The following is a 17,118-nucleotide window of genomic DNA, read 5'->3' on the forward strand; positions in this document are numbered from 1 at the left end:
CCCATTAACCTAACTACGAAAGAAAATGGCACGAATATGTATCGTAAGTATTGCTGCGCCAGGTTTGGCATCAGACATGAGGTATCCCGTGAAGAAGGGATCAATTTAAGGATCGTAAAGCCCCACCCGGAATTCCGGATGGATCCCAATAATGCGTATAGGTTTTACCTGACGCCCGGATATAAGGAAGGACAAAAAAAGATCGTAAACCATATCAGTATCCGCTATTGCCCGTTTTGCGGAACAGACTTGTATGGCTTTTACCGCTCTGATTTCTATATTAACGAAGAGCCAGGGTTCTTTTGACATAGGCTCGACATAGGCTCAGGGTTTGATACTAAAAAAGGGGCTGTTCTTATCCGGAACAGCCCCTTTTCAAATCTAATTTTTTGCGTCGTAAGCCCATTTAACGAAGCAGGCCCCCCAGGTAAAACCACCGCCAAAGGCAGCCAGTACCAGGTTATCTCCCTTCTTCAGCTTGCTTTCCCAATCCCAGAGGCACAAAGGAATTGTACCTGCTGTGGTATTGCCATAACGTTGGATATTGATCATGATCTTATCTTCCGGTAAACCCATTGCATTGGCAGTGGCGTTGATGATCCGGAGGTTGGCCTGGTGAGGTACCAGCCAGGTGATATCATCTGCAGTAAGGTGGTTGCGTTCCATCACTCCACGGGCAGCGTCAGACATGTTGGCTACTGCGTATTTGAAAACCGTTTTTCCTTCCTGGAACACATAGTGTTCACGGGCAGCTACAGTTTCAAGGGTTGCTGGTTTGGAAGATCCGCCGGCTTTCATGTTAAGGAATTCGCGGCCATGACCATCACTTTTCAGGATGCTGTCAATTACCCCATAGCCATCTGTGTTAGGTTCCAGCAATACACCGCCGGCGCCGTCGCCAAAAATGATGCAGGTGGCCCTGTCTGTATAGTCAATAATGGAGCTCATTTTATCTGCCCCAATGATCATTACTTTTTTATAACGTCCGCTTTCAATGAATTTTGCGCCGGTATCCAGTGCAAAAAGGAAACCAGAGCAGGCAGCGGCAATATCAAACCCAAATGCATTCTTCGCACCGATCTTATCCGTTACCACATTGGCCGTAGCAGGGAACACCATGTCCGGCGTTACGGTTGCTACGATCAGTAAGTCTATCTCTTCCGGACTGATGCCTCTTTTTTTGCAAATTTCCAGAGCCACAGGTACGCATAACTCAGAAGTACCCTTACCTTCGCCCTTCAGTATCCTCCTTTCTTTGATGCCGGTTCGGGTGGTAATCCATTCGTCTGTTGTTTCTACTAGTTTCTCCAATTCCTGGTTAGACAGTACATAGTCGGGAACATACCCACCCACCGCCGTGATGGCGGCCGTTATTTTGCTCATATTATTTGGATAAGTTTAAAATGGGCGTAAAAGTACGACTTAAACGAATATTTCTATTTATGATTTAAATTTACCTCCTGATAAATTGTTATGATAGCATATTTAAACGGCAAACTGGCTTATAAATCACCCACCCTTGTTCACCTGGATGTGAACGGAGTGGGGTACGAAGTCAATATCAGCCTGCATACCTGGTCACATATTCAGAAGCTGGAAGTCTGTAAATTACTCACTTTCGTACATATCAAGGAAGACGCACACACCATGTACGGCTTTTTTGAAGATTCTGAACGCAGCATGTTCTTACAATTGATCAGCGTTTCCGGCATAGGGGCCAGCACAGCCCGTATGATGCTCAGTTCCCTCCATCCGGACGATATTCAGCGGGCCATCCTCATGGAAAACGAGAAAATGCTGGAAGGGGTGAAAGGGATAGGGGCTAAAACGGCCAAGCGACTCATTCTTGAGCTGAAGGACAAAATGAAGAAGCATAATAAAGAGGATGTATTACATTTATCCGTAACTTCTCACAATACTATACAAGATGACGCGTTAAATGCTTTAGTCACCTTGGGTATTGCCCGAAATATGGCAGAGCAGGCAGTACAGAGGGTACTGAAAGCAGAGCCCCAATTAAATGAATTGGAGGTACTTATAAAGAAATCCCTCAAAAGTTTATAAATTTATAGTCCTTGACCTCTATAAAACCTAAGATCGCTTGCCAAGAAAGAAATACTATGGTGCTATTGCAGTAATAGGTGTTGTCTCTTTTATCATTGTTGATTCGGCCGCCAGAAACAGAAATAGTTCGGGATATACCTATAAAAGTGATAGTGGGAAGATTGCGGTTAACCGGAGAACTGATATCGCGAAGCCAGATACTACTGCGAAACCAGACACGCTGAAATTTCCTATCCGCGACCGGAGAGGCACTGCTGTGACGGACCCTGTGAAGAACGCGATCGATCTTAAAGATCCCGCCAACATCAGGAAGGAGGTTGAATATGACCCCGTTACAAAACAATATATCGTTACTGAAAAAATAGGCAGCCAGTTTTACAGGCAGCCTACAGTGATGAGCTTTTCCGAGTTCTACCGCCTCCAGTCTGAACAAAGTGAAAAAGACTACTGGCAGAAAAGGGCCAATACCATCGGAAGCCTCAACCAACGCACTACCGCTCCCCAGTTATATTATGGTGATAAATTGTTCGACCGGGTTTTTGGTGGAACTAAAGTAGATATTAAACCACAGGGATCACTGGGACTTACCTTTGGTTACCAGGGGCAGAACGTGAAAAATCCTGTGCTGGTAGAAAGGGCCCGTAAAAACGGCGGGTTCGATTTCGACATAGATATTAATATGAACGTGACCGGGAAGATCGGGGAGAAGCTGAAGCTGATCACCAATTATAATACCCAGTCCACTTTCGATTTTGAAAACCAGGTAAAACTGGAATATACCGGTTACCAGGATGAGATCATTAAAAAGATAGAAGCCGGTAACGTAAGTTTTCCGCTCAGCAGCTCCCTCATTTCCGGGGTGCAATCTCTTTTTGGTGTTAAAACCCAGTTACAGTTTGGCCGCCTGACGGTAACGAGTGTACTGAGTAACCAGAAATCCCAAAAGCAGAACATGGTGCTGCGGGGAGGAAACAGTATCCAGGATTTCGTGATCAAAGCAGATGAATACGAAGATAACCGGCACTTCCTGATGGGCCAGTTCTTCCGCGATACCTTTAATTATGCGATGGCCACCCTGCCTGTTATCCGTACACAAACCAATATTATACGGGTGGAAGTTTGGGTAACCAATAAAACCGGCGCTACTACAGACACACGGGACATTGTAGGTCTGATGGACCTTGGGGAATACCGTCCTTTTAATACTTCTCTTACTGTTACTACTTCAGACCGTAAACCCAATAACGGAACCAACATCCTTTATTCCAACCTGGTAAGCGATCCCGGATCCCGGAATTCAGGAACTGTGGTGAGCCGATTATTGGCTATGGGCCTGCAGCCCGTGCAGGAGTTTGAAAAAACCTTTGCCCGCAAACTGGATTCTGCAGATTATGTGATCAACCGCCAGCTTGGCTTCATTTCCCTCAACCAGCAATTGCAACCGGATGAGGTGTTAGCCGTAGCGTATCAATATTCTTATAATGGCCGTATCTACCAGGTAGGGGAATTCTCACAGGATATCCCACCGGATCAGAATAATTCCGCCAACCAGCGGATCCTGTTCCTGAAACTCCTGAAAGCTACATCCGCCCGCCCTGCTTTACCCATCTGGGACCTGATGATGAAAAACATCTACGCCACGAACGCCTTCCAGATCAACCGGCAGGATTTCAAACTGGATGTATTGTTCAAAGATCCGGGAACAGGAACAGGGGTAGGAGACAGGGTGCCCAGTGAAAAAAGATACTTACCGGATGCCAAAGGACAATATGTTGGCGCGCCCATCATTTCCATCCTCAATCTGGACAGGCTGAATAATCAGAATGACCCGCAACCGGATGGGGTGTTTGACTACGTGGAAGGATACACGGTGAATTCCATGAACGGGAAAGTGATCTTCCCCGTACTGGAACCTTTCTCTGATGGTTTACGAAAAGCTTTTGAAGGAGACCCTGTGCTGGAAAGGCAATATCTCTATCCCATGCTGTACGACTCCATCAAAGTGATCGCCCAGCAATTCCCGAACCTGAACAGGTACATCCTGAAAGGGTCTTATAAATCTTCCAATTCTTCTGAAATTTCCCTGAACGCTTATAACATTCCACCTGGTTCTGTAACTGTTACAGCCGGTGGCCAGATGTTGCGCGAGAATGTGGATTTCATCATCGACTATAACCTGGGCCGTATCAAGATCATCAACGGAGGTGTGCTCAGTTCCGGTGTTCCCATCAATGTGCAGTTTGAAAATAATGCCCTCTTCGGACAACAGGTCCGTAACTATATGGGTACCCGTCTGGATTATTTCGTGAACGATAAATTGAACCTGGGTGGTACCGTAGTAAGGATGAGTGAAAGGCCATACTATCAGAAAGTGAATTATGGGGATGACCCTATCAAAAATACGGTTGTTGGTCTGGATGGAAATTATGTATCAGAATGGAAGGGCCTTACCCGCATGCTGGATAAACTACCCAACTTCCAGTCCACCCGCCCGGCCTCGATCAATTTCACGGGAGAGGTCGCACGCCTGTTCCCCGGCCATAGCAAATTAGTGAATGCAGCCGGCAGCAAGCAAGGGCAGGTAATGATTGATGACTTTGAAGGCGCGCGCAACGGATATGATCTCAAATTCCCGGCTACCAGCTGGGCTTTGGCTTCCACGCCAAGAGACGCTACCGATGCAAACGGCAACATCCTTTTCCCTGAAGCAGCTTACAATGACTCCCTGCCTTATGGCCGGAACAGGGCATTGCTGGCATGGTATATTATTGAACCCACCCTGCAAATTCCTAACTCCCCGAATTTGCCACCAGGTGTAGGACCTTCTCAAAGTGATCCGCGTACACGCCTCGTTTATCAAAAGGATGTGTTCCCGAACCGCTCTACAGATTTTGGTCAGAGCCAGCTGAGTACTTTAGACCTTGCTTACTATCCGGAAGAAAGAGGACCTTATAACTTTGAGGCTACCGCTGCAGGATTGTTCCCGAGTGGCAGACTGCGTAATCCGCAATCCCGCTGGGGTGGTATCATGCGCGCTATTGATAACAGTGACTTTGAAACAGCTAATATCGAGTTCATCGAATTCTGGATCCAGGATCCGTTCATTACGAATCCTTCCAGTTCCGGTGGTCAGTTATATTTCAACTTAGGTAACGTATCAGAAGATGTATTGAAAGATTCCCGCAAATCTTTTGAGAACGGATTACCTAATCCTATTACGGACAGGAACAAACTGGATTCCAGCCGTTGGGGCCGTGTTCCTAAATTCCAGCAGCAGATCACGCAGGCATTTGATAATGACCCTGCCATCCGCCGCTACCAGGACGTTGGTTTTGATGGTTTGCTGGATGACGATGAGCAACATTTCCGCGCTACTTACATGAATGATCTTTTAGCTGTATTCGGCGCCAGCTCTGATGCTTACCGGAATGTACAGAGAGATCCTTCCAATGATAATTACAAATGGTATCGTCATGCGGATTATGATAATGCCAATAATCCTATCGGTGGTAAAGGTACCGGCATCCTGGGAAGGTATAAATATATTAACGGACCGGAAGGCAACTCCCCGGTTTCCAATGATAACTCCCAATTCTCACAGGCCGCTACCAACTACCCTGAGTCAGAAGACCTGAACAGGGATAATACCATGAACGAAACGGAAGAATACTTCCAGTACCGTGTGAATCTCACACCGAACATGCAGGTAGGAGCTAATTACCTCGTAGACAAATTTTCGGCCAGGGTACAATACCCCGATGGTACAACGCACGACGAAATATGGTACCAGTTTAAAGTACCGGTAAATCAGTACGACAGAAAGATTGGTAATATCCCGGATTTCAAATCCATTCGTTTTATGCGGATGTTCCTCACCGGTTTTGAAGATTCCGTTGTGATGCGTTTTGCCAAACTGGACCTTGTACGTAACCAATGGCGCCGTTACCTGTATGAACTGAAACCAGGTGATCCGATCCCGGTAGATCAAACTACTGCATTCAATGCTTCTGCTGTGAACATTGAAGAGAACTCACGCCGTACACCAATTCCATATGTACTGCCTCCGGGAATCTTACGTCAGAACACCCTGAGTACAAATAATACCAACATCCTGCTCAATGAACAAGCCCTCTCCGCACAGATCTGTGATCTGAAAGATGGTGATACCAGAGCATTATATAAAAACCTGAACCTGGATCTCCGGCAGTACAACCGCATCCAGATGTTTGTACACGCGGAAGCAGTGAAAGTGCCTACTTCTTTAAAAGATAATGATCTGCAGGCGATCGTGCGTGTGGGAAGTGACTTTACAGAAAACTATTACGAATACCGCATACCGTTAAAAGTAACGCCATTCGGTTCCACAACGGAAGCAGCGATCTGGCCGGACATCAACAATCTTGATCTGGAACTGGACCGTTTTAGTCAGTTGAAACAGAAACGGAATAATGATGGAGCTTCTCCATTGATCCCTTATGTGCAGGCGGATGGTAAGAACTTTATTGCCATCATGGGTAATCCAAGTCTGGGAGATGTACGCAGTATCATGATCGGCGTATTGAATCCACAGAATGATGGAATGCCGCTTTGTACAGAAATATGGTTTAATGAATTACGCCTTACCGGTCTCGATGAAAAAGGTGGTTATGCTGCTTTGGCGAGAATGGACCTGCAGCTGGCAGACCTTGGTTCCATCACCTTCAGTGGTAACATGCACACCGCAGGTTTCGGCGGAATTGATCAGCGGGTGAATGAACGTTTCCGCGATAATTACGTGCAATATGATGTGGCCACGAACCTTGACCTAGGTAAATTATTACCTAAACGCAGTGGCATCACAGTTCCTGTATATGCAGGATACTCTCAGACAGTGAGCAATCCGGAATATGATCCATATGATCTGGATATCAAACTGAAAGATAAACTGTCGCTGGCCAGGGATAAAGAACAAAGGGATTCCATCCGCAAGAATGCGCAGGACTTCACTTCTATCACCAGTGTGAACTTTACGAACGTGCGTAGAATGGCAGTGGGTAAATCGAAGAGCCGCCTCTGGGATATTGAGAATTTTGATATCAGCTATTCTTATTCACAGATCAACCGGCATAATCCTGTAATTCAGAGTGATGTGCTTACCCGCCACCGTGGTGGTTTAGGTTACAACTTTGCCGGTACGCCTAAGTTCATAGAGCCGTTCAAAAAACTGATCAAGAGCAAATCTCCATGGTTTGGCCTGGTGAAAGAATTCAACTTCAACTACATTCCTTCTATCATCAGCTTCCGTGCAGATGTAACAAGGCAGTTCGGCGCAACCCGTATGCGTAATGTGGGTGGCGGACCTTTCCTTTTACAGGAAACGTACGATAAGTATTTCACCTTTGACCGTTACTATATTTTCAAACTGGATATAAGCCGTAACCTGTCACTCGATTTCAATGCCTCCAACATGGCCCGTATCGATGAACCGCAGGGACGTATCAATACTGGTCCGAAGAAAGACAGTGTGCGTACTAACTTCTTCAAGTTAGGGCGTACCACCAACTACTTCCACAATGCCACTATCACGTATACCTTACCTACCGGAAAATTCCCGCTCCTGAGCTGGACGAACATTGCGCTAAGTTATGGAACGGAATACAGGTGGATAGGAGCATCCCGCCTGGCGCAATACCTGGGTAATGCCATTGAGAACTCTCATCAGAAAATGGCGAATGTGGAATTGAAGTTCACGGACCTGTATAATAAGAGCAAATGGTTGAGGAAGATGAATGCATCTTCCGGCAGTGATTTTGTACAGCCGCCGATCATGAACAATCCAGCCGCACCAAAAGAGAAACCGAAGGTGGAAGATGATGACCAGGTATCTGGTCTCGTGAAAGGACTGATGCGTGTGGCCATGTCACTGAAGAGAGCTACTATCAACTATTCTGAAAATGCAGGTACCCGTTTGCCGGGTTACCTGGACAGTACGAAGCTGATAGGGATGAACTTTGCGTCTATGTCTCCGGGACTTCCATTTGTATTCGGTTATCAGCCGAATCAAAAATGGATGGATGACTTTGCGAAGAAAGGCCTGCTTTCTCCGGACACACTTTTCAATATTCAGTTCCAACAACAATTCACACAACGCCTGGATGTACAGGTGAACCTGGAGCCCGTTCGTGATCTGCGGATAGATCTGAACCTCACCAAGTCTTTCACTAAAACACACTCAGAACTCTTCAAGGATACTATTGGTAACGGTGCATTTGGTCACCTGAATCCTTATGATGCAGGTGGTTTTGAGATCACTTTCGTGGCTATCAAAACCATGTGGGGCAAGATAGATACAGAGAATGGGGTGTCTTCCACTTTCAAGAAATTTGAATCTTACCGTAAAGTGATCTCTGGCCGTTTAGGAAAAGATAACCCTTACAACAATACGGGTACTGTACCTGAATTTGATCCAAAAGATCCGGAGTACCGTTATGGTTATGGCCGTTATTCGCAGGATGTACTGATCCCTGCATTCCTGGCAGCATATACCGGTAAGAGCGCAGAAACGGTTGCCTTATTAAAACAAGGAGAAGGTGGCGTGAAATCCAATCCATTTAAGAATGTACTGCCAAGACCAAACTGGCGGATCACCTATAATGGCCTGAGCAGGGTGAAACCATTCAGCGATTTCCTGACTAACTTTACATTAACGCATGCTTATATAGGAAGTCTCAGTATGAACTCTTATAATACGGCGCTGATGTTCTTTGATCCGTTGTTACTGGGTTATCCGGCCTTCCGTGATTCCGTTTCCGGCAACTACGTACCTTACTTCTTATTGCCCAACCTCACGGTAAGCGAACAGTTTGCGCCTTTACTGGAAGCAGATATGACCTTTACGAACAGCCTGAACGTAAGGCTTGGTTTCAAACGGAACCGTACTTTGAGCCTTAGCCTGATCGATTATCAATTGAGTGAAATGCGCTCCAGTGAAGTAACGGTGGGCGCAGGATACCGTGTACGCGGTTTCCCGATGCCTTTCAAAATTGGTAAAGACGGCAGCACCCGCCTGGAAAATGACCTGAACTTCCGTTTAGACCTGAGCTTCCGGGATGATAAAACAGTGAACAACCGTCTGGATGCAGACCTGGTGATACCCACCAGTGGTCAGAAAGTGATCGGTATTTCACCTACTATTGATTATGTGGTGAACAACCGTTTGAACATTAAGTTCTTCTACGACCGCCGCCAGACCATTCCGGTGATCTCAACTGCCTACCCGATCACTACTACGCGAGGGGGGCTTACCTTACGATTCATGTTAGCACAATAGATAAACAAAAACGGGGAGCATTTGCTCCCCGTTTTTGGTAATGACTAAAATCATTGTGTAGATTCCCATAAATCCTACATTTGCGGTATCCTCACATGAAAAAGGTATTCGTCATACTAACATTAACAAGCCTTTTGCTGCAAACATTCAGCAAGGGCGTGGTATTGGCGGAATTCATGCTGAACAGGGACTACATTGCCAATGTACTGTGTATTAACAAAGCCAAACCCCAATTGGCCTGTCACGGGCAATGCCAGCTGATGAAACAGATGGAGAAGGAAACAAAGAAAGATCAAAACGGGAATGCCGTTAAAGATAAATACGAAGTGGTGTTCGCAGAGATCAATGCCGCCTTCCACCTTACCCCCTATATAGCTGTAAAAGAGCTATTCACTGCCTACCATGGCGGTTTGCACCGTGATCCCCTTCATGCGGTGTTTCACCCACCTCAGGCCTGATTCCGGGCAATTCAAACATCTTAAGCTTACCCGGGTCCTGGGTATAATGCATCTTTGCACCCATAAAAGCGTGCCCCTGTGGCAACGCATAGTGACCCCATTACGTACAAGCTAAAAGCTAAAACATGCTTCGCATTTTTATCCTTTTTTTATTATCTGTTTATGGCATGTCTGCCGTTGCACAAACGCAACTACAGGGCCGGGTAATAGATGCGCAAACAAGAGAAGCGCTACCCGGTGTTACCATCCAGTGTAAAGCCAATGGCTGCACAACGGATGCACAAGGCAAATTCTCCCTCTCAGAACCACACCGCATTGATTCTATACAGGTATCTTATATAGGGTATACCGCTAAACGTATGCCCGCCGCACAAAAAGGAGAGATGGTCATTTACCTGGAACCCCTTTCCACCCGTTTAAATGAAGTGATCGTTTCCGCCGGCCGGGATAAACAATTCCGTACGGAAGCGCCCATTGCCATCAGTACTATTTCCACCCAGCAGATCAAAGAAACAAAAGCTACTTCGCTGGAACAGATCCTGAATAAAGTAAGCGGTGTATATATGGTGGATCTCGGGAATGAACAACATACCATGGCTATCCGCCAGCCCATTGGTTACCGTAGCCTTTTCCTCTATATGGAAGATGGTATTCCCATCCGTACTACGGGAGACTTCAACCATAATGCCCTCATAGAAATAAATATGGCAGCGCTGAAAACAATAGAAGTGATCCGCGGTCCGGCCTCTTCTTTATATGGAAGTGAAGCTGTGGGAGGCGCTGTGAACTTCATCACGCTTTCCCCCACTTTATTACCTACCGCCAAAGTGCAGGCAGAAATGAGCAACTGGGGTTACAAACGTACTGACTTCAGCGTTTCCGGCACCAAAGGTAAACTGGGTGTGATCCTCGGCGGTTATTATGCTAACCAGCGCAATGGTTACATCGAGCATAGCGACTTCCACAAACTGGCGCTCACCTTAAAAACAGAATATAAAATAAATGACCACACTACTTGGACCAACGGGATCTCTTTAGTGGATTATAAAACGGATCAGACGGGCGGCGTGGACAGCACTAACTTCTTCTCGAAGAACTACAAAAGCTTTCACACCTTCTCTTACAGGCTGGTAAAAGCTTTCAGGGTACGCAGTACTTTAGAGCATCAGTGGAACGAAAATAACTTTACCAGTTTCACTGCCTTCTACCGTCATAATGAAATAGGGCAGAACCCTTTCTATGCTATCAAAACAACCAACGACCCACTGAAAGCCCGCGGTGAAATAAACAGCGATGCTTTTCAGAGTTATGGTGTACTGGTGCAGCATAAGAAACATTTCGGCTGGAAGCATGCCAAGCTGATAGCTGGTGTGAGCGCCGATTACAGCCCTGCTACTTACTATGCTAACTATATTGATGTTGACAGGGATGCCGCCGGATATTTCACCGGCTTCACTCCAACAGACTCCGTATTAACGGATTACCATGCCACTTTGCTAAACACAGCCTTGTATGCGCAGGCTGAGATGAGTCCTATTGAACACATGAAAGTAATTGCCGCATTGCGTTACGACAGGATGGATTATAATTTTGATAATAATCTTTCTCCTTCCGCTTTTACTGGTTCTCCTGATGAACGTAATTACTTTCATGCCTGGACGCCTAAGCTGGGATTGACGTACGACTTCGGTCACGACCGTGGATTGTACGCCAATTACAGCGTGGGTTTTGCTCCCCCAAACATTTCTGAGTTATACCGTGGTGTAAAGGTACCCACCCTAAAATCTGCTACTTATAACAACTATGAGATCGGCGGATGGTTTTCCTTTGCAAAGGAAAAAGGATACATCGATGTGAGCCTTTACCGCATGGACGGCACCAATGAAATTGTAAGCGTGCGTTTGCCAGATGGTTCCTCAGAAAATCAGAATGCCGGTAAAACCCGCCACAGTGGCGTAGAATGGAACCTGCGTTATGCACCGGTACCTTCCATTCTTTTCCGTACCGGCGGCACTTACGCCATACATGATTTCATCACGTACGAAGATAAAGGCAAACAGTTTGGCGGCAACCGTATGAATGGTGCGCCTGCTGTGATCACCAATACAGAGATCACCTGGAAACCCGCTTTCCTGAAAGGTATCCGTACCGCTGTGGAATGGCAGCACGTTGGCAAGTATTTTATGGACCCTGCCAATACGGAAGAATACAGTGGATATGATCTGCTGAATGCCCGCGTGGGATATAGTATCGGAGGTTTTGAATGTTGGGTGAACTGCCGGAATATAGCAGATGTAATGTATGCCGTAACGGTAGATAAAAGCGCCTTCGGCAAAAGCTACCGCCCCGGACCTAACAGAACGTTTAATGTTGGAGTGGCTTATACCTTCAGCGCAAAAAAATAAACATGAGATATTGGTTGATAGGATTGCTCTTTTTAGCAGCTTGTGATACAACAACATTTTCAGGAGGAAAAGAACTGGTACTATCAGATACTACCCGCGATGCCTCCTGTACTTATATGACGCGTAATGCACAGGGCCAGATCGTAGTGAGCTGGGTGGAAAACAGCCAGTTATATTATGCCGTTTCTCCGGATGAAGGAGAAACATTTTCCCCTGCAAAGCTGATCCCCACTACATCAGGTATCCAGGCACATGCAGAGAATATGCCTAAAATGGTATTCCGCCCTAATGGAGAAGTGATAGCCATGTATGGCGGGCAAAGTAATGACCCGCGTAATAAATATGCCGGCAAAGTGTATTACACCCGTTCCCCGGATGCCGGCGCAAACTGGTTACCTGCACAGCCATTAGTAACAGATACCGCCAGTTATGATCAGCGTTATTTTGACATGACCTTATTGCCTTCCGGAGAAGCCGTGACCATCTGGCTGGATAATCGTAAGAACGATACAAAGGAAGGATCTACTTTATACATTGCCACAACCGGTAAGGAGCCTGGCTTTCAGCAGGAGCGGCAGATTGCGCAAACAGTTTGCCAGTGCTGCCGTACTGCTTTGTATGTAGATGCAGACGGTGCCTTACATACCACGTTCAGGGATATTATCAATGATACCATCCGTGATATGGTACACATGGTATCTGTAGATAATGGTGCTACCTTTTCTCCGCCAGTACGCATCAGTCCGGATAACTGGGCTATTAATGGTTGTCCTCATACAGGGCCGGCAATGGTAAAGAATGCACAGGGCCTGCACTTTGCATGGTTTACGATGGGCGGAGGGCAAGGAGTTTTCTATTGCCAGTCGCCGGATAACGGGATCACTTATACGAAGAAGGAAAGTATCAGTGCATTACCCACTGCCAAACATCCGCAGCTGGCTGCATTGAAGAATGGAGACCTTGCTTTGGTATGGGATGAAGCAGTAGATACTATTGGCAGCAGGATCGGTATCCAGCACAAAGCCGGTAACGGTGAAAAGATGGCCGCCGGATTTATCACACCAGCTGATGCTTATGCTAACTTCCCGGTGTTAAAACCTGTGGGAGAGGGGAAAGTGCTGATAGCGTATAAAAAGAGGAAAGGGAAACGGGAAGAAGTATGTGTGCAGTTAGTAACGTTATAGTTACCTAACAGCCAGTTCCTGCGTCCAGAAATTCTTATACAGGGCAACGGCAGTTTCGTTCGCTTTAGGGTTCATCATCGCCTTACAGTGAACGACACTGCCCATCAGCCCTTTTATAAGTGTTTTCTCCGTTAGTATCCCCAGTGCTATGTTTTCTTCATACACCTTCCATTTGTAACCCATTTGCGCAATACGTTTTCCCGCATTGCTGCCATTACTGCCGGTATGACTAAAATAACCGCTATCGCTCATTTCTTTGCTGTGCAGCCAGGAAGCCCTTTCCAGTTTTTCATTCCAGGTGAGGGGAACAGCCGGCGCCATGAAGGTATCTCCGCAATTACATCCTTTACTTCTGTAATCATTGATCAGTTCCAGCAATAATACCTTGTTCACAGGGTTATCGAATGTAAATAGTGTATCTTCAATTATTACCGCAACTTCTGTTGGTGGTTTAATCACCATCAATGGCTCTTTGGAGCAACCCGCCAACACAAATAACATTAATACCGGGACCATACATTTCATAGGATACATTATTTAATCGGTTGCAAAGGTAGGATGGGTGATATTCTTAAAGGATGATGGCAGATAGCGGAAGGAATGAGTGTTGTGCCAGCTTATTCGGATGAGAACAGGTTTTCAGATGATGGTAATGTCATACAGCTGATCACTGTCATCGAAACCGGTGATGCAGATTAGTGGTGGCCCGTATAGAATGAGTTAAATTTGCCTAACTATTTAATTTCCTTAAATGTCTACCATCTTGTTAATTGAGGATAATGAAGATATCCGCATGAATACATCAGAGATCCTTGCCCTGGCAAATTATAGTGTGCTACTGGCGGAAAATGGTTACATAGGGATACAAATGGCCGGTGAACATAAACCAGACCTCATTATTTGTGATGTGATGATGCCAGGACTGGATGGTTATGGCGTGCTCAGTTTATTGCAACAGGATGCAGCCCTGAGTAGTATCCCGTTTATATTTATGACGGCTGTTGATAAAATAAAGGACGAGGACGGCGTGGCAGAATATATCTCCAAACCATTTGATGTGGCAGTTTTGCTGCTTGCCATTGAAGAGAAGATAGGTAAAAAGCTCTCAGCTTAAAATTAACTCCAGCTTCTTCCTGCTAAGAATAAAGATGAGTCCTTCTTTGATAGCGATCAGTTTCTCATCCCTGAAATCGCCCAGCGTACGGATCAATGATTCCTTGGCAACACCCGTCAGGGCTGCAAGACTATCTCTGCTCATATCAATACTATAATTGTCGCTTTCAGAAGGATTGTATTTTTTGTATAGGGACAATAACGCAATAGAGACCTTTTTCCTCAAAGAATTATATGCGATCCCCAGCAACTGTTCTTCCTTCTCTGTAACATTCCGGGAAAGCAACTGTATGAACTTGTGCAGGATGCCTAAATTATTGAAGAGCAGGGATTCAAAATCTTCCCTGGGAATGATCACCAGCTCTGCATCTTCCAGTACATCGGCATTTTCATTATAGGCCCTTTGTTCCAGCAAGGCAGTATATCCGAGGAAATCACCTTCATTATATAAACCTATCACCAGTTCTTTCCCATCGTCATTTCGTTTATAGGTTCTCACCTTCCCCTTCATAATATAATAAAGACAGGAGGGGCGATGGCCTTCCAGGTATATTTCCTGTTTCTTTTTATACTTCTGCACGTTACCGTCTTCTTTCATGGATTCCTGTATATCCTTATTGGTCGCAGTATGAATAAGGGTGTTCAGTCCGTTGGGGGTTGGCGGTAATTCCTGGCTGATCTGTTCTGCTTTTTTCAAACGGCATGCCACTGCATTTAAAAGCTCTGTGGTGTCAAAGGGTTTGGTAATGTAATCATCTCCTCCCATTTCCATTCCTTTCCGGATCTCTGGTTTTTCTGATTTCGCGGAAAGGAAAATGAAGGGTGTATTCCTTAACCGCTTGTTTTTATGAAGCATATGTAAAACCCCATACCCGTCCAGCACCGGCATCATGATGTCGCAGATGATCAGGTCCGGCAGTTGTGCAATGGCTACTTCCATGCCTTCTTTTCCGTTTTCTGCGGTTAAGGTGGTATAACTGGCCAGCTCAAGTATCTCCGCGATATTTTCCCGGATCTCAACGTTATCTTCTATAATTAATATCTTTTTCACGCAGAAACTAATTTTAGAGATTAATAGTGATCGTAAATTCAGTCCCTTTATTTATATCACTCCGGCAACTAATAATGCCATTCATGATCTCAGCGTATTTCCTTACAATATGCAAACCCAAACCAGTACCCTGTATATTGGATACATTACTTCCCCTGAAGAACCGCTCAAACAGATGGTGCATATCTGATGCCGGGATGCCCATCCCATTATCACTAACAGACATCACCAACATTTTTTTTGAGATCGTTGTTTGTACAACGATCCTTCCGTCTGTAGGAGAGAATTTAATAGCATTGGATACCAGGTTCAGCACAATATGTTTTAACAGCGAAGGGTCCGATAGCAGCAGGGCAGCGCCTGTGTGGTGGTATTCTATCGTTTGATCCTGTTTCTTTAATCCGTCCATTTCACTGATAATAGTATCAATATGTTTTTCTAAGTTGAACTTAACTTTCTTTTCATTTGTTTTCCCTTCCTCGATCTTGCCTACTGAAAGGAAGTCATTGAGTATACCCGTTAGCAGGTTTGCAGAGGAAACGATCCGCTGTATATGTTTCTCCCGTTTGGGCTGATCTGTAGGTTCCTCATATTTACTGACCAGATAGGCGGAAGACAAAATGGTGCTGAGTGGCGTTCTGAATTCATGAGAAGCCAGGGAAACAAAGCGGGATTTCAGTTCGTTCAATTCTATTTCTTTTTCAAGTGCTACATTCAGAAAATTATTCACCCGTTGTAATTCTACATCTTTTGCTTTCGCCTCTTTGATCTGTTCTCCGAGTTGCCGTACTGTTTCAGTTAAGGATTCTGTTCGGTCTTCCACTTTTTTCTCCAGTTCTGCATTTAATTGTTTTAATGCTTTTTCTGCATCCTTTCTGCCGGAAATAAAACTGACAAAAGCAATGGCAAACTGCCCCTCTTCTGTTTTATAAGTACCCAGGCTCACTTCAACCGGCACTTCACTTCCATCTTTTCTGACGGCAAAAAGATCCTGCCCCAGGCCCATTGGCCGGTTGCGGGGATTTATGCCATATACTTCCCGGTGCTGTTCATGCTGCGACTTGAAACGGTGGGGTATCAGTTTCTCTACTTTCTGGCCAATGATCTCTGATTCAATGTATCCGAACTCCTTTAAAATGAATGGATTAGCCATCAGGATACAACCACTGCCATCTGCTATTATGATACCCATGGTAGCATAATTGAAAAGCACATCGAAATCAATATGGCGGCTATGATGCATATCTGCAGATAATAAAGGGAAGGGTTAGAACGTCATCATATTACTTATTCCTACACTTTAGAGAATTGTCATAAACTACGTGTATAGATGTAATATAGGTTATTTATACTGCCCTAAATGTTATCGTTCACCAACCGCTGATCAGAATCATTTTTAAATGGATCATGGTCATTGCGCACGGGCATGCACCGGCGTATGTTTGTAAGGAAGAAATGGCAACGTAGATGCCCCCTGTACGATAAAGCTTGTCCTGTTCCCTATACTTACTATAAACTCTTTTTATCATATCCT

At 45.4% G+C, this 17,118-nt stretch carries 11 protein-coding genes; 7 read left to right on the forward strand and 4 right to left on the reverse strand.

Annotated elements, in window-relative coordinates; translation table 11 throughout:
• The first annotated feature begins 36 nt into the window (after window positions 1-36).
• Window positions 37-306 carry a hypothetical protein gene (locus tag GFS24_RS23620; protein ID WP_153663933.1) on the forward strand — a complete coding sequence of 90 codons (270 nt, stop codon included), beginning with the start codon at window positions 37-39 and terminating at the stop codon, window positions 304-306.
• A 75-nt stretch (window positions 307-381) separates the two neighbouring features.
• On the opposite strand, the gene GFS24_RS23625 is transcribed toward GFS24_RS23620, so the two are convergent.
• Window positions 382-1,383, reverse strand: a complete 1,002-nt coding sequence (locus GFS24_RS23625; protein WP_153663935.1) for a beta-ketoacyl-ACP synthase III — start codon at window positions 1,381-1,383, stop codon at window positions 382-384.
• A 90-nt stretch (window positions 1,384-1,473) separates the two neighbouring features.
• Here GFS24_RS23625 and ruvA point away from each other — a divergent pair, with 90 nt between their 5' ends.
• The 5 genes from ruvA (at window position 1,474) to GFS24_RS23650 (ending at window position 13,420) form a co-directional block, all read left to right on the forward strand.
• On the forward strand, window positions 1,474-2,064 hold the full coding sequence (gene ruvA, locus GFS24_RS23630; RefSeq protein ID WP_153663937.1) for a Holliday junction branch migration protein RuvA: 591 nt from the start codon (window positions 1,474-1,476) through the stop codon (window positions 2,062-2,064).
• Between the two features lie 37 nt (window positions 2,065-2,101).
• On the forward strand, window positions 2,102-9,373 hold the full coding sequence (sprA, locus tag GFS24_RS23635; RefSeq protein ID WP_153663939.1) for a cell surface protein SprA: 7,272 nt from the start codon (window positions 2,102-2,104) through the stop codon (window positions 9,371-9,373).
• Between the two features lie 95 nt (window positions 9,374-9,468).
• Window positions 9,469-9,831 (forward strand): hypothetical protein, encoded by a 363-nt coding sequence (locus tag GFS24_RS23640; RefSeq protein ID WP_153663941.1) that lies wholly within the window; start codon window positions 9,469-9,471, stop codon window positions 9,829-9,831.
• A 125-nt stretch (window positions 9,832-9,956) separates the two neighbouring features.
• Window positions 9,957-12,236: a TonB-dependent receptor gene (locus GFS24_RS23645; protein ID WP_153663942.1), complete on the forward strand. Its 2,280-nt coding sequence runs from the start codon at window positions 9,957-9,959 to the stop codon at window positions 12,234-12,236.
• 2 nt (window positions 12,237-12,238) lie between these two features.
• The gene (locus GFS24_RS23650; protein WP_153663943.1) at window positions 12,239-13,420 is read left to right on the forward strand and encodes a sialidase family protein; all 1,182 of its coding nucleotides are present in this window, start codon (window positions 12,239-12,241) and stop codon (window positions 13,418-13,420) included.
• Here GFS24_RS23650 and GFS24_RS23655 read toward each other — a convergent pair whose 3' ends face one another.
• Window positions 13,421-13,945: a CAP domain-containing protein gene (locus GFS24_RS23655; RefSeq protein ID WP_173003176.1), complete on the reverse strand. Its 525-nt coding sequence runs from the start codon at window positions 13,943-13,945 to the stop codon at window positions 13,421-13,423.
• A 226-nt stretch (window positions 13,946-14,171) separates the two neighbouring features.
• Here GFS24_RS23655 and GFS24_RS23660 point away from each other — a divergent pair, with 226 nt between their 5' ends.
• Entirely contained in the window at window positions 14,172-14,534 is a 363-nt protein-coding gene (locus GFS24_RS23660) for a response regulator transcription factor (RefSeq protein ID WP_153663947.1), read from the forward strand.
• On the opposite strand, the gene GFS24_RS23665 is transcribed toward GFS24_RS23660, so the two are convergent.
• Together GFS24_RS23665 and GFS24_RS23670 are read right to left on the reverse strand one after the other, a co-directional pair.
• Window positions 14,526-15,584: a response regulator gene (locus tag GFS24_RS23665; protein WP_371731311.1), complete on the reverse strand. Its 1,059-nt coding sequence runs from the start codon at window positions 15,582-15,584 to the stop codon at window positions 14,526-14,528. The genes GFS24_RS23660 and GFS24_RS23665 overlap by 9 nt on opposite strands.
• A gap of 13 nt (window positions 15,585-15,597) precedes the next feature.
• Window positions 15,598-16,827 (reverse strand): PAS domain-containing sensor histidine kinase, encoded by a 1,230-nt coding sequence (locus GFS24_RS23670; protein ID WP_153663951.1) that lies wholly within the window; start codon window positions 16,825-16,827, stop codon window positions 15,598-15,600.
• Window positions 16,828-17,118: the final 291 nt, after the last annotated feature.

The organism is Chitinophaga sp. SYP-B3965 (genome assembly GCF_009647655.1).
GTDB lineage: Bacteria > Bacteroidota > Bacteroidia > Chitinophagales > Chitinophagaceae > Chitinophaga.

What these genes read in the sequence shown, in the direction of transcription:
- GFS24_RS23670 (WP_153663951.1), bottom strand. Translation starts at nt 16,827, where the DNA reads ATGCATCATAGCCGCCATATTGATTTCGATGTGCTTTTCAATTATGCT.
- GFS24_RS23660 (WP_153663947.1), top strand. Translation starts at nt 14,172, where the DNA reads ATGTCTACCATCTTGTTAATTGAGGATAATGAAGATATCCGCATGAAT.
- GFS24_RS23640 (WP_153663941.1), top strand. Translation starts at nt 9,469, where the DNA reads ATGAAAAAGGTATTCGTCATACTAACATTAACAAGCCTTTTGCTGCAA.
- GFS24_RS23650 (WP_153663943.1), top strand. Translation starts at nt 12,239, where the DNA reads ATGAGATATTGGTTGATAGGATTGCTCTTTTTAGCAGCTTGTGATACA.
- GFS24_RS23620 (WP_153663933.1), top strand. Translation starts at nt 37, where the DNA reads ATGTATCGTAAGTATTGCTGCGCCAGGTTTGGCATCAGACATGAGGTA.
- GFS24_RS23645 (WP_153663942.1), top strand. Translation starts at nt 9,957, where the DNA reads ATGCTTCGCATTTTTATCCTTTTTTTATTATCTGTTTATGGCATGTCT.
- GFS24_RS23625 (WP_153663935.1), bottom strand. Translation starts at nt 1,383, where the DNA reads ATGAGCAAAATAACGGCCGCCATCACGGCGGTGGGTGGGTATGTTCCC.
- ruvA (WP_153663937.1), top strand. Translation starts at nt 1,474, where the DNA reads ATGATAGCATATTTAAACGGCAAACTGGCTTATAAATCACCCACCCTT.
- GFS24_RS23655 (WP_173003176.1), bottom strand. Translation starts at nt 13,945, where the DNA reads ATGAAATGTATGGTCCCGGTATTAATGTTATTTGTGTTGGCGGGTTGC.